The organism is Arthrobacter sp. LjRoot78 (assembly GCF_964254335.1).
Classification (GTDB): domain Bacteria; phylum Actinomycetota; class Actinomycetes; order Actinomycetales; family Micrococcaceae; genus Arthrobacter.
In genome coordinates, this window is the sequence record NZ_CAXUTG020000001.1 from 4215591 (window position 1) to 4229063 (window position 13473).

Genomic DNA, 13473 nt, shown 5'->3' on the forward strand with positions numbered 1-13473 from the left:
GACCCGGCCGTCTCAGGACGCGGCGGCCATCGGCGTGTAGCTGAAGGACTTCAGCGTCAGTGTCCCGTCCTTGGTCAGCGCCTTCAGGCCCGTCGGCGCACCGGACGGAAAGACGAGGGACGTAAGGGTTCGCTCCCCGCCGTTGACGAACACTTCCACGGTGCTGTGGTCCACATAGACCGTCAGCTCGACCTTGCCGTCACGGGGTGCGGATGCCGTCCGGCGGACCGCGCCGTAGTCGGGCGCGAGTCCGGCGGTTTCCTTGGCGGCGCCGTCCCGGGAAACGAAGGCCGCTTCCGATTCGAAGTCATAGCCCACGGTGGCGAAGACGCCGTTTTCGGCCAGCAGCTCCACCCGGGCTTCGGAGCCGTCGTCGCCTGCCGCGCGTTCGAGCGTGAGGTCGAGGCGGTACGCTCCCCCCGCCGGTGCGGGAAGGCCCTGGTCGGGGAGGCCCTGTTCGGGGAGGCTGGCCGCACCGTCAGGAGTTAGTTTCCGCTCCCCCGCCGTCACGGTTTCACCTTGGAGGGACTTCAGGGCGTTGGTGGGAGTGGAGACGAGCGTGGGCTTCCCGGAGACGGTCTTGAGCCGGATATCCCGCACCACGGTGTCAGCGCCGCCGTGCCAGTCTTGGGTGGGCAGTTTCCGCGCATAGGCCCAGTTGTTCAGCCAGGCAATGCTGTGGCGGGATCCCATGCGCTGGCCCTCCGTGAGCCGGGGGTCGTCCCAGGTCACGGCAGCGTAGAAATCGGAGCCGTCATCCAGCCACTGGTGTTTGTCGTCCGAAGGCTCGAACCGGGTCCCGTCCCAGTTGCCGGTCCAGTAGGCGACGCCGGTGGCCCTTCCTTCCTCGGCCCCGTTGGCGCTGGCGGCCAGCACCCAGGTCCGTTTGGCGGGATCGCCGTCGACGTCGAGCTGGAAGAGTTCGGGGCACTCAAGGATCCCCAGGCCCTTGCGTTCAAAGCCCGACAGGTAGTTCCACTCCTTCAGGTTGGCCGAGGCATACAGCCCGATCTTCCCGCCCTCGGCCAGGGCCATCACCCACTGGTCGTTCGCCTCATCGCGGATGATCTTCGGGTCGCGCCAGTGCTGCTCCCCCGGGTTGTCCATGACGGGGTTCCCGTCGTAGGGCTTGAACGAATAGCCCTTGTCGGTGGAATAGAAGAGAGACTGCCGCTGGATGCCCTCGTCCTGCTGCGTCATGACGGCGACGACGGCGCCCTTCCCGAACCCTGCGGAGTTCTCGTAATCCACCACGGCGCTGCCCGTTTCGATGTCGCCCAGGCCGTTCTTGTACTTTTCAATGGCCACCCCCTCGTCTTTCCAATGCACCAGGTCGGTGCTGGTGAGGTGGTACCACTCGGTGCCGTTTTCCTCCGGGTAGCCGGCGTTGTAGAGGTAGTAGTAGTGCCAGAGACCGTCCAGCAAGAACGGCCGCTGGGGATCGTTCATCCAGTTCTCGCGGGGCGTGATGTGGTAGCCGGGCCGGTAGCCGGAGGCGCCCTCCGGACGCGCGAAAGCGGACTCCGCCGGCGCCGGCTGTTCCGGCCCGGCTCCCAGGTCGGCCAGCATCGCATCCACGGCTTCCGGGGTAACGCAGTCCGGCCGGGAAATATCCGCGGAGCCCGCGCGCGCTGCCTTTGCCAGTACCGCGGAGTCCTGCTCGCTGGACCGCACCGTCACGTCCTGCCCCACGCGGGCTGCGGCCACCCACCCGTCGGCACAGTCGATGGCGCGGAGGTCTGAGACGCCGTCGGTCCGCAGCGGGCGCGCGAGGTTCTCCAGGCTGCGGTCTCCCCCGGCCAGCCAGAATGAGCCATATCGTCCCGAGTCCTTCTTGGCTTCCGCCTGGGCGTCAGCAACGTCAGCAAGGGCCCCCGCGGCGGGGCCGGCAGGGTCCGGCTGCTGCCCCGCACCCACCACGATGGCCACGGCCACCAGCACGAGAGCCAAGGCGGCGGCCGCTGCGGCCCACAGGGCCCGTGGCGTGATTTTGCTGGGAAGGAACCTGAGAGACATGTCCACCGATCATCGGGATGCACAAACGCCGGCGCCGGTTTTTGGCCGGCGCCGGCGTTCATGTTGGTCTGATTCCGCTCAATTTTACAGGTTTGCACCTCCGAGGTCCCGCCGGAGTCCTGGCAGGGCCTTGGCACGGCCTTGGCGGCGGCTTTAGGCGTCGGCTTCTTCGAACTCCACCGCTGCCACGATCTCCCTGGTCGAAGGGCTGATCATGTAGGCCTCGTCGTCCTCCTCCACCATGATGAAATCGCCCTGGTCCGTGGTGAAGTGCCAGGCGAGGACTGTCTCACCGTTGTGCTCGTAGTTGGGGTCGCCCATGGTGATTTTCTGGAGCTCCTGGCCCGCGACGTCACACAGTTCGCGGATGATCAGTTCGAACTCCGGCGCGTTCTCAAGGGCTTCCTCCGCGGCCTCGGCCTGGCGCTCCGCAAGGTTGGGGATCCGGGCCACACGCTCGGCGATGTGCAGCTCCAGCTGCTCGTCGTCCAGCAGCAGCAGGCCTTCCTGGCCGCGGAGCCAGGCGGCGTTGAGCTCGAGGATGTCCTCGGTCTCCAGCAGCGACTCGAATGCTTCGTCGAGCTCTTCGAGCTCCCTGGCTGCTTCCGGGGAGGTTGTCGCGCCGTCGGCTTCGCCGAAGCTTTCCGTATCCCCGTCCAGATACGTGTCGGCGTCGTCCTCGCTGAGCGCGTCAAAGGCCGCGGCGGTGCGGTTGAACAGCGCCAGGTGGGCGGTGGCGCCCATTCCTTCCAGGCCTTCGCGCACGTAGGCGTCAATCTCGTCGCGCTCCGGCACCGTGAAGACGTACTGCGCGAAGCCGCCGGCCAGCGCCTGGGTGAGGTAGAAGTCGACGTAGTAGCTGCGGAGTGCGTTGGGCGCGATTTCCGGGGCGTCGAGGAGCTCCGCGTACATGGCGTTGACCACGGTCACGTTGGAGTCGACAACGTCTTCGTTGGCCGTTTCGGTGCTTTCGATTGCCAGGACGACGGGGTGATTGCTGGCGGGCTGACCGGTGCTCATGGGAAATCCTCACTGCTGAAAGCGGGTGGTGCTTGGGACCCTTTCACGCTACGCGGCACACCGGTCTGCGGGTTGAGGCGGAGTTGAACGTTGGGCGAAGTTTCAGGGCCCCTCCCGGCTCGCTAAGATGGATCAGATAACCTGCAGATTTTTGACCTGCTGAAAGTAGCGCGCACCATGCCATCCCAACCGGACGAGAGTGCGGCACTGGCAATACAGACCCCCGCGATCAACGACCGCTCCCTCGCGGCCGGACTCGCCTACGCCATGGGCAGCCGGGTTTCGGGGATCTCCTTTGATGCCGCCACCGGCCTGATGCTCGGCAAGGTCCGCGGCGGTTCGGACGCGCCGTATTCAACCACCGCGAAGCTGGTCCGCAAGGCCGGCGGCTGGAGCTGCACCGTCGGCGTCTGCAGCTGCCCCGTACGGAAGGACTGCAAGCACGTGGCCGCGCTGCTGTTCGCGGCCGAGGACAACCCGGCCACCCGCGTCCAGCTCCTGGCCCCGGCTGAATCCACCCGGCTGTCCCGTGAGCCCCTCGTGCAGGAGATGCCGGACTGGGAACAAGCCCTGGGACCGCTCATTGCCCGGCCGGGAATCACCCCGTCCACAAACGGCATCCCGCTGGCCCTGCAGTTCGACATCGAAGAGCCGGCACCGCACTTCTCCTACACCGGCCGGCGCGATCCGCTCCGCAGTGTCCGGCAGCTCAAGGCCCGCCCGGTGATCATGGGCGCCAAGGGCAAGTGGATCCGCGGCGACGTCTCCTGGAACACCCTCAGCTACCTCAACTACCGGCGCGAATGCAACGAAGCGCATGTGGAGTGGATGCAGGAATTCCTTGCGTCCCATACCGCTCTCGCCAACCGCCAGCACAATTCCACCGCGCCCTGGCTGGGGCTGAACACCTATGCCGGGAAAAACCTGTGGAGCCTGCTCGCCCAGGCCCGGAAGATCGGCGTCGCGCTGGTCCACACCGGCAGCCAGGAGCCGGTGCGGTTCGTGGAGGAGCCGGCCGCCGTCGGCCTTAACCTGACCCGCTTCGGTACTTCCGGCGGGGGCGCGGGCGGCGGTACCGCCGTCGAACCCGCCGCCGGTACCGCCGTCGAAAACAGCAAAACGTCCGACGACGGCGGGCTGACGCTGGCTCCCACCATCACCGTAGAGGGGGAAGTGGTTGATCCGGCGTCCGTGGGGACGATCGGCCGGCCGGCTCACGGGATCTTCCTGACGTCCGGGGCGGATGCCCTTCCGGGCGTGGGCAGCGGATCGATCATCACCCTTGCTCCCCTGGAAACCGGCCTCAGCGAAGAACTCCTGACGTTCGTCACGGCCGGCAGCACCCTTCACATTCCGGCCCGGGACGAGACCCGCTTCCTCACCGGCTTCTATCCCAAGCTCAAGCAGGCTGCCCGGGTCACGGCGTCGGATGAATCTGTGGAACTCCCCTCGCTGGCCGTTCCCACGTTGTCCCTGCTGGCCAACTACGGCAGCGACCATAAGGTGCGGCTGCACTGGGAGTGGCATTACACGACCGGGAACCTGGTCACGGCGCAGCCGCTGTGGCGGCACCCGGGCGACCACGGTTACCGGGACGATCCTGCGGAGGCCCGCATCCTCGAGGCTGTGGGCCAGCCCTGGGAAGTGGTCCCCAAGCTGGGCGAATCCGCTACGGGCGGCTGGGGAACCCCGCGGCTGGCGCCGTCGGCGGAGCTGGGCGGGCTGGATACCCTGGCCTTCACGGAGGAGGTGCTCCCCCGGCTCCGCAACACCCCGGACGTGGTGGTGGACACCGCCGGGGACATCGCCGACTACCGCGAGGCCGAAGAAGCGCCCGTGGTGGCCATCTCCACGAAGGCCACGGACCAGCGCGACTGGTTCGACCTCGGCATTGTGATCACGCTCGAGGGCCAGCCGGTTTCCTTCGCTGCACTGTTCTCCGCGCTCGCGGCCGGCGAAACCCGGATGCTCCTGCCCAGCGGCGCGTACTTCTCCCTGGACCTGCCCGAACTGCACCAGCTGCGCGCACTGATTGACGAGGCGCGTTCCCTGCAGGACAACAAGGACGCGCCGCTGCAGATCAGCCGGTTCCAGGCCGGGCTCTGGGACGAGCTCGCGCACCTCGGCATCGTGGACCAGCAGGCTTCCGCGTGGCGCGAAGCCGTGGGCGGGCTGCTGGAGGGCGGCATCAAGGGACTGCCCCTTCCGGCCACCCTGAACGCCGAGCTGCGCCCGTACCAGCTGGAAGGCTTCAACTGGCTCAGCTTCCTCTACAAGCATGGGCTCGGCGGGGTGCTGGCGGACGACATGGGCCTGGGCAAGACCGTCCAGGCGTTGGCCCTGGTCTGCGCTGCCAAGGAAGCCGCGGAAGACGCGGGGGAAACGGCCGACGGCGCCACCGCACCGGGCGCCGCCCCCGGTTCCGCACCCTTCCTGGTAGTGGCCCCCACCAGTGTGGTGGGCAACTGGGAGGCCGAAACCGCGCGGTTCGCTCCGGGGCTCACCGTCCGCGCCATCGGCGAAACGTTCGCCAAGAACGGAGTGGACCCGGCCGAGGCGATGGCCGGCGCGGACATCGTGATTACGTCCTACGCCCTCTTCCGGATCGACTACGAGGCGTATGCGTCCCGGGAGTGGGCCGCCCTGGTGCTGGACGAGGCCCAGTTCGTGAAGAACCACCAGTCCAAGGCGTACCAGTGCGCCCGCAAGCTGCCGGCCGCGTTCAAGCTGGCCATCACCGGAACACCGCTGGAAAACAACCTGATGGAGTTCTGGGCTCTTACCTCGATTGTGGCCCCCGGCCTGTTCGCGAGCCCCAGCCGGTTCGCCGAGTACTACCAGAAGCCTGTGGAAAAGAACGGTGACAAGGGACAGCTGGACAAGCTCCGCCGTCGGGTCCGTCCGCTCATGATGCGCCGCACCAAGGAGCAGGTCATCCACGACCTGCCGCCAAAGCAGGAGCAGATCCTGGAGGTGGTGCTGAACCCGCGGCACCAGAAGGTGTACCAGACACACCTGCAGCGCGAGCGCCAAAAGATCCTGGGCCTCATCGAAGACGTCAACAAGAACCGCTTCACCATCTTCCAGTCGCTCACCCTGCTGCGTCAGCTCAGCCTGGACGCTTCCCTGGTGGACCCGTCCCTGTCCGGCGTGCGGTCAAGCAAGCTGGACGTGCTGTTCGAGCAGCTGGAGGACCTGGTTGCCGAGGGGCACCGGGCCTTGATCTTCAGCCAGTTCACCGGCTTCCTGGGCAAGGTCCGGGAACGGCTCGTCGAGGAGAAGATCGAATTCTGCTACCTCGACGGCGGCACCCGGAACCGGACGGACGTGGTGAACGAGTTCAAGAACGGCGCCGCCCCCGTGTTCCTTATCAGCCTCAAGGCCGGCGGCTTCGGCCTCAACCTGACCGAGGCGGACTACGTGTTCCTGCTGGATCCGTGGTGGAACCCGGCTTCCGAGGCGCAGGCCGTGGACCGCACCCATCGGATCGGCCAGGCGCGCAACGTGATGGTGTACCGGCTGGTGGCGAAGGACACCATCGAGGAAAAGGTCATGGCCTTGAAGGCCAAGAAGTCGCAGCTGTTCGCGGACGTGATGGAAGGCGATGCGCTCTCCGGCGGTTCCCTGACGGCCGAAGACCTGGCCGGCCTGTTCAACGACTGACTTTCAGCCGGCGAACCGTCAGCCCATGGCCGGGGCCAGGGACCTTCCCGAGGACAGCTGCTTCCGGGCCCAGCGGGCGAGTTTCTTGCCCTTGCCCTTCCACCAGTTGTCCTCGTCCTTGTCGTGGTGCAGACGGAAGATGATCATCACCATCACGAAGACCCCCATGGCCGCATCCAGCCAGGACCAGAAGACTGCGTCAACTAGGACGCTGATGCCCATAACGAGGACCGACGGCAGTGCCAGCGTCCGGAAGACGGTGCTGGCCACGTAGCGCCGGTGGGACCTGGGCACGGACGTGGCACGGACCATGTCGAAGCAGAGGCAGGCCACCACCATGGCCTGCCCCAGGGACAGGATCACCAGGCCCGCAAGCGAGCCGGCGAACATGGCGACGGATTCCATTCCCGCGCTCATCAGACGCCGCCCGGTGTCGCAGGGCGCGGCAGGGACACTTTGGCATTGCAGAACACACACATAGGAAACCCCCAGAGACCAGAGACCACAGCTGTGAGACCCAGCTGGGCTCTATTCAAGCCGCTGCCGCTCCGGTCCGTCACGAGTAGTGAGTACTCTAATTCTGCTCGCCGACCCCGGGGCACGCGCCTAGGTAGTCAGTTCGGACCGGCCAACCATTCCGGACTTGCGGATCTGCCCGTCAGATGGTGATCGTGCGGTCTATGACTTTGGCGGCCGTATCGTAAATGGTCTCGTTGTGGGCACGGGCATAATCGCGCAGCATCGAGAAGGCCCGGTTCATGTCCACGTTGGCCGTGTGCGAGATGACACCCTTCGCCTGTTCAATCTGGATGCGGCTGTTCAACGCGCGCTGCAGCTGTTCGTTGATTAATGCGTTTTCCCTGGCCGCACGCTCCTGCAGCAGGGTAATGGTGGCGACGTCGGCAAATGCCTGCGCAATGGCAGCATCATCCGCGCTGAGCCGACCGGCCTCGCGGCCGAAAAGGTTCAGGGCACCGATGGTCCGGCTGCGCAGGCGCATCGGAACGGCGTGCAGGGAGCGGAAACCCTGGGCCAGCGCGGAAGCCTGGAACAGCGGCCACCGGGACCCGTCCGTGGCAATGTCGTCAATAGCTACAACGGCGCCGGTGCGGTAGCAGTCCACGCACGGGCCCTCGCCAGCCTCGAGTTGGAGAACCTCCACAAGCTGGCTTGCCTCGCTCGTGGAAGCCATCACTTGGAGGTCGCCGCCCGGGTCAACGAGTACCAGCCCGGCTGCGGCGGCGTCGAGTATTCCTACAGATTCGTCCACCAGGGTGTGCAGGAGGTCGAAAACGTCGTAGTCCGCCACCAGCGTGTCCGCTATCTTGACGAAAGCGGCACTCACGCGTCCGGCGCGGCTCATCATCGCCATAGTGGGATTCTACTGCACGTCATGGGTGGCCGGTCACCCCGTCGGCAGGCGTGAAATCCAGGGTCTTGGCGACGACGTCACGGGCCACTTCGCGGACCGTGCGGCCCTGCGAGAACGCGTGCGCCCGCAGTAGCAGCAGTGCGTCAGTGGCGGAAGCCCCGGTCTGGGCAAGGACCATTCCCGTCGCCTGATGCACCTCGCGCCGGGAGAGCGGCGAGCCGTCCTGCGGTGCGTCCGCGCCGTCCGCCGGGGCCAGGGTGAGGAGCTGCCGGAGCAGCTGCCAGGTCGCGGCATCAGCGAGCTGCAGCGCCGTCGAATGGTCAGCGGGGCTGAGCGCACCGGGCACCGAGCAGTAGAGTTCCGCAACCCCGATGTCCATGGCACCGAGCACGAGTGGGAAGACGAAAAAGGCTGACACGTCAAGGTCCCGTATGGCGTTCGCAAAGACGGGCCAGGCGGAATGCGAACCCGCGCGCACGTCGGGAAGGAGCACCGGCCGCCGTCGCTCCAGTGCAGCCCAGCGGGGCCCCTCACCCAGGTCGAACTGGAGCTCGTCAATCCGCGCCGAAACCCGGTTGCTGGCGCACACCATGGTCTCCGGTGCCAATCCGGAGAATACGGAAATTGAGGCGCCGGTAATGGGCAGTGATTCCAGGAACACCGTACAGAGACCCCCGTCCAGCCCCTCAGCCATCGAACAGGAACTTTCAACCATGACGGCCCCGCGCGGCGACAGCCGGATCCGGGAAACGGAAGGACGTCGCTAAAACCATCGGAAAGGCACCTTCCATGCATCAACTGCTGTTTGTACAGTTTATGCCCGCTCCCGGATCAACCGGTTGGCAACAGCCAATTGGAGTTTGCTCCTGCCCGGTTGTGCGGCCCCCGCACCGGCAGGTTCAGCGGCACCTGTTCACGTCCCGAGGCGCCGGATACAATTAATTAGTTGCCCCGGACCCTGGTAGCGCCATTTGTTGGCGAACTATCCAGGAGGAGTCCACTCGATGCGCGGCAACCCATTCCTCGAAGTCTCGCTCACGCAGGTGGCACGTCAGGACCACGGCGAGCTGCTCAGGGCTGCCATGGCAACGAGCCAGTGGAGGCAGCCCGATTTGCGCCTGAACCGAACCCCGTCCGACGCAGGGCGGCCCGAAGTGGTGCAGGATTTCAACACGCAGGACTCCGACCGGTGGAACGACCCGTTGTTAGCGGAGATCGAAGACCTCGTCGCCGAGCTGAAGGCGAAAGTGGCACGCTACTCGCTCCTCCGGTCCGACTCGTCCCGCACCGACCCGTCCCGCACCGACCCGTCCCGCACCGACTCGTCCCGCACCGACTCGTCGCACCCGGACAACAAGACCGCCACAGACTGGATGCACGAGGCCCTCGAGGACATCGCTGCGACCGCCCTGGGCATCGAACTGGCGTCGCAGGAGCGCATCTTTCGCGCGATCTCAGACGCCGGGCGGAACCCGATGATCGAAACCAAAACGATCAAAACCAAAAAGGAACCAAAGTCAGGAAGCGCAGGATGATCAGCACCATCGAGGCCGGACGAACCTATTTCGTCGAAGCCACGGACCCCCGCCTCATCGACACGGAGCTAAGCGCCGCAGTGGAGCAAGCGCGGCAGCATGCCATGGAGGAGGGCAGGTGCGGCATCCTGGTGACGCGGCTGGGGCACACCACGTTCACCGTTGCCGTCAGCGAAGATGTCCCGTTCGGGGAGACGCTCGAGCGGCAAGGGCCGGCGACGACTCCGGGCAACGCGCAGGGCGATGCCGCTCGTTCAAGCTAGCGCCCCGTCGCCCTGCGCCAGGCCTGTCCGACCCCAGGCCGGTCCGACGCCAGGCCGGTCAGATCAGCATCGCTTCGCGCACCTTGCCCGCGGATTCGGCACCGCCCGTGCCGTGCGAACTGACCCGTCCGGCGGCCAGCACGTAATAGCTGTCGGCGGCGTTCAGCGCGAAGCCGATGTGCTGTTCCACCAGCAGGACCCGCATGCCGCTGCGCCGGGACAGCTTGATGATGGTCTCCTGGATTTCGGCCACCACGTTGGGCTGGATGCCCTCGGTGGGCTCGTCCAGGATGAGGAGCGTGGGCTCGGTGATGAGGGCCCGGGCGATGGCCAGCTGTTGCCGCTGCCCGCCGGACAGGAGGCCGGCACGGCGTGCCAGCAGCGGGTTGAGCGCCGGAAACATGTCCAGCGCCTCGGCCACGCGCTCCTTGCCGTTCCGGCGGCCGTCAGCCACGAGCTGGAGATTCTCCAGGGCGGTCAGCTGCCCGAACGACTGCTGCCCCTGCGGAACATAGGCCATGCCCCGCGCCACCCGCTGGTGCGGCCGGAGGGCGGAGATGTCCTCCCCGTCCAGCGCGATGGTGCCGCGGGTGGGCTTGAGGAGCCCGACGACGGCGCGCAGCAGCGTAGTTTTGCCGGCACCGTTGTGGCCCAGCAGGGAAACCAGCGACCCGTCGGGGACGGTGATATCCACGCCGGAAATGACTTGGGTTCGCCCGTAGCCGGTCTGCAGGTCCGTGATTTCCAGCATCAGTGCCCTTCCATTCCGGCAGTGCCGAGGTAGACGTCCTGCACCTTCTTGTCGGCCTGGACCTGCGCCACGCTGCCCTCGCTCAGGACCTTCCCGGCCGCGAGGACTGTCACCGAGGTGGCGAACTCCCGGACGAAGTCCATGTCATGTTCAATCACCAGGGTGATGCGGCTGGCTGCGATCCGACGGAGCAGCTGTCCGGTCTCGTCGCGCTCGTCCTGGCTCATTCCGGCGATGGGTTCGTCCAGGAGCAACACCTCCGAGTTCTGGACCAGCAGCATGCCGATTTCCAGCCATTGCTTCTGCCCGTGCGCCAGGGTGCCGGCCTGCTTGTCGGCGGCCCACTCCAGCCCGATGATTTCCAGTGCTTCCTGTACGGCCGCATCCACGCCCTTCCGTCTCCTCAGCAGCTCCCGGGCCTTCCTGCCGGGCCCGGCGGCAATATCCAGGTTCTGCAGGACCGAGAGGTTCTCGAAAACGCTCGCTGTCTGGAACGTCCGGCCCACGCCCAGCCGTGCAATCTTGTGCACTTTCCGGCCCAGGATCTCAGTTCCTGTGTGGTTCACGGACCCCGTGGCCGGAACCAGCCCCGTGATCGCATCGATGATGGTGGTCTTGCCGGCACCGTTGGGGCCGATCAGGAACCGAAGATCGCCCTGGACGACATCGAGGTTGACGTTGTCCACGGCCACGAAGCCGTCGAAGGCCACTGTGAGACCGCGGACCTCAAGGTACTTCGGCCGGCCGTGGCGGAGCCCGCCGGCCCGGGGTTCGCCGTCGGGAAGCAGCGTGGGGGTGGTCATCGGCTTGCCTCTTCCGGGACGGTGGTTGCCGTGGTTGCTGTGGTTGGAGCAGCGGAGGCCGGCACCTGCGGTGCGGACGCCGGTGCAGTGCTGCGCTCTTCCGTGTTGGGCTGCTTCAGCCGGGAGACGAGCCGCGGCAGGGACGCGAGGCCGCCGGGCATGAACCCGATGACCAGGACGAAGAGCAGGCCTTGGAAGTAGACCCAGAACGACGGGAAGGTGGACGCCAGGCTGGTCTGGGCGATGGCCACGCTGAGGGCGCCCAGCACCGGTCCCAGCAGCGTTGCCCTGCCGCCGATTGCCACGCCGATCAGGAAGGCGATGGACGGAATGACGCCCACGTCGGCCGGCGAGATGATCCCCACGATGGGCACGAACAAGGCGCCGGCGATCCCTGCCATGACGGCTGCGATCACATAGGTCACTGTCTTGATGGTTGCCGGGTCGTACCCCAGGAACCGGACCCGCTCCTCCTGGTCCCGGACGGCGACGAGGAGCTCGCCGAACCGGCTGTGCATGAGCTGCCGGGCAGCTGCCAGGGCCAGCAGCAGCACCACGGCGGCGATCGAATACAGCATGAGCTTGTTGGACGGATCCTTCAGGTCGAACCCGAAGAAGGACCGGAAGCCGCTGAGGCCGTTGGAGCCACCGGTGGTGGCCTGCTGGCCGATCAGGAAGACGGCGAAGGCCGCCGCCAGCGCCTGGCTGAGGATCGCGAAATACGCTCCCTTGACGCGCCGTTTGAAGACGGCAAGCCCCAGGACGAGCGCCACCAGTCCCGGAACGAGGACGACGGCGAGGAGGGTCACCACCGGGCTCCGGAACGGCTCCCACCACGCGGGGACCTCGCCGCTGCCGTACAGCGACATGAAGTCCGGCACGCCGGACCCGCCGAAGAGGGAGGCGTCCGCCAGTTTGAGGTGCATGGCCATGATGTACGCGCCGAGCCCGAAGAACACCCCCTGCCCCAGGGTGAGCATGCCTCCGCGCCCCCAGGCGAGGCCGATCCCCACAGCAACGATCGCGAAGCAAATGAACTTTCCCAGCAGGGCCAGGTTGAAGACGGAGAGCGCCGCGGGTGCGGCCACGAGCAGAAGCACCGCTCCCACGGCGAAGCCGGCCAGCACGCCCCACCGGGACCGCAGGAAAACGCTCATGCCAGGCTCCTTGTCTTGAGGCTGAAGATGCCCTGCGGCCGCAGTTGCAGGAAGACCACGATCAGCACCAGCATCAGCACCTTGCCGATGCTCGCCGTCGTCGAAAATTCAAAAACGGACTGGAGCACGCCCAGTGCAAAGGCCGCGATGACTGCCCCCTTGATCTGGCCGACTCCCCCGGCCACCACCACCAGGAAGGCGTCCACGATGTAGTTCGTGCCCAGGTACGGGCCGGTGGAACCGATCAGCGTGACGGCGACGCCCGCCACTCCGGCGAGGCCCGATCCGATGAAGAACGTCAGCTGGTCCGTGCGCCGGGTGGAGATGCCGCTGGTTTCGGCCAGGTCCCGGTTCAGGACCACCGCCCTGATGCGGCGGCCCAGCGGCGTCCCCTTGAGGACTGCGACGAGTCCTGCCAGGCAGACCAGGGAGAGCAGCAGGATGAAGAGCCTTGTGAGCGGGATGGGCGCTCCCAGCAGTTCGACGTTGCCCTGGAGCCAGGCCGGGGCCCGGACGTCGACACTGGGGGCGCCGAAGATGTCCCGGGCGGCCTGCTGCAGGATCAGCGCCACCCCGAACGTGACCAGCAGGGTGTCCAACGGACGGTGGTACATCCGCCGCAGCAGCACCGCTTCGAGCGCCAGCCCCAGCAGGCCGCCCACCAGGAAGCCCACTGGAATGGAAACCAGCAGCGAGATGCCGGCATCGGAGATGCTCCGCTGCACCACGAAGGCCGTGTACGCACCGGCCATCATGAACTCGCCATGGGCCATGTTGATGACCCCCATCTGGCCGAAAGTCAGCGACAACCCCAGCGCGGCCAGCAGCAGCACCGAGCCGAGACTGAGTCCGGCAAACATCTGTCCAATCAGCAGTTCCATTCCAGCGGGCCT

The 13473-nt window shown here is 66.6% G+C and carries 12 protein-coding genes; 3 read left to right on the forward strand and 9 right to left on the reverse strand.

Features of this window, described 5'->3' with window-relative positions:
- Positions 1-12: 12 nt before the first annotated feature.
- Together ACSQ1X_RS19590 and ACSQ1X_RS19595 are read right to left on the reverse strand one after the other, a co-directional pair.
- Complete coding sequence (locus ACSQ1X_RS19590) at positions 13-2016, reverse strand: glycoside hydrolase family 32 protein (protein WP_436058942.1); 2004 nt, start codon at positions 2014-2016, stop codon at positions 13-15.
- Positions 2017-2169: 153 nt separating this feature from the next.
- Positions 2170-3036, reverse strand: a complete 867-nt coding sequence (locus tag ACSQ1X_RS19595; protein ID WP_436058943.1) for a DMP19 family protein — start codon at positions 3034-3036, stop codon at positions 2170-2172.
- 177 nt (positions 3037-3213) lie between these two features.
- On the opposite strand from ACSQ1X_RS19595, the gene ACSQ1X_RS19600 reads away from it, so the two are divergent.
- Positions 3214-6699, forward strand: coding sequence for an SNF2-related protein (locus ACSQ1X_RS19600; RefSeq protein ID WP_436058944.1), 3486 nt, complete (start codon positions 3214-3216; stop codon positions 6697-6699).
- A gap of 18 nt (positions 6700-6717) precedes the next feature.
- Here the strand turns inward: ACSQ1X_RS19600 and ACSQ1X_RS19605 are convergent, their stop codons facing one another.
- From ACSQ1X_RS19605 to ACSQ1X_RS19615, 3 genes are all read right to left on the reverse strand, one after another.
- Positions 6718-7116, reverse strand: a complete 399-nt coding sequence (locus ACSQ1X_RS19605; RefSeq protein WP_436058945.1) for a hypothetical protein — start codon at positions 7114-7116, stop codon at positions 6718-6720.
- 241 nt (positions 7117-7357) lie between these two features.
- Positions 7358-8071 (reverse strand): GAF domain-containing protein, encoded by a 714-nt coding sequence (locus ACSQ1X_RS19610; protein WP_436058946.1) that lies wholly within the window; start codon positions 8069-8071, stop codon positions 7358-7360.
- A gap of 19 nt (positions 8072-8090) precedes the next feature.
- Entirely contained in the window at positions 8091-8786 is a 696-nt protein-coding gene (locus ACSQ1X_RS19615) for a GAF and ANTAR domain-containing protein (protein ID WP_055806847.1), read from the reverse strand.
- Between the two features lie 289 nt (positions 8787-9075).
- Between ACSQ1X_RS19615 and ACSQ1X_RS19620 the strand changes: the two genes are divergently transcribed.
- Both ACSQ1X_RS19620 and ACSQ1X_RS19625 read left to right on the forward strand, forming a co-directional pair.
- Positions 9076-9606, forward strand: a complete 531-nt coding sequence (locus ACSQ1X_RS19620; protein ID WP_436058947.1) for a hypothetical protein — start codon at positions 9076-9078, stop codon at positions 9604-9606.
- Complete coding sequence (locus ACSQ1X_RS19625; RefSeq protein ID WP_436058948.1) at positions 9603-9869, forward strand: hypothetical protein; 267 nt, start codon at positions 9603-9605, stop codon at positions 9867-9869. Before ACSQ1X_RS19620 ends, ACSQ1X_RS19625 begins: the two co-directional genes overlap by 4 nt.
- Positions 9870-9927: 58 nt before the next feature.
- On the opposite strand, the gene urtE is transcribed toward ACSQ1X_RS19625, so the two are convergent.
- From urtE to urtB, 4 genes are read right to left on the reverse strand one after another with little or no spacing between them, the layout of a single operon-like run.
- Positions 9928-10620 (reverse strand): urea ABC transporter ATP-binding subunit UrtE, encoded by a 693-nt coding sequence (gene urtE, locus ACSQ1X_RS19630; RefSeq protein ID WP_436058949.1) that lies wholly within the window; start codon positions 10618-10620, stop codon positions 9928-9930.
- A complete protein-coding gene (gene urtD, locus ACSQ1X_RS19635; protein ID WP_436058950.1) occupies positions 10620-11423 on the reverse strand; it encodes an urea ABC transporter ATP-binding protein UrtD in 804 nt (267 codons plus the stop codon). The genes urtE and urtD overlap by 1 nt, the downstream gene beginning before the upstream one ends.
- On the reverse strand, positions 11420-12580 hold the full coding sequence (gene urtC, locus ACSQ1X_RS19640; protein ID WP_436058951.1) for an urea ABC transporter permease subunit UrtC: 1161 nt from the start codon (positions 12578-12580) through the stop codon (positions 11420-11422). The genes urtD and urtC overlap by 4 nt, the downstream gene beginning before the upstream one ends.
- The gene (gene urtB, locus ACSQ1X_RS19645) at positions 12577-13461 is read right to left on the reverse strand and encodes an urea ABC transporter permease subunit UrtB (protein ID WP_436058952.1); all 885 of its coding nucleotides are present in this window, start codon (positions 13459-13461) and stop codon (positions 12577-12579) included. The genes urtC and urtB overlap by 4 nt, the downstream gene beginning before the upstream one ends.
- Between the last annotated feature and the right edge of the window lie 12 nt (positions 13462-13473).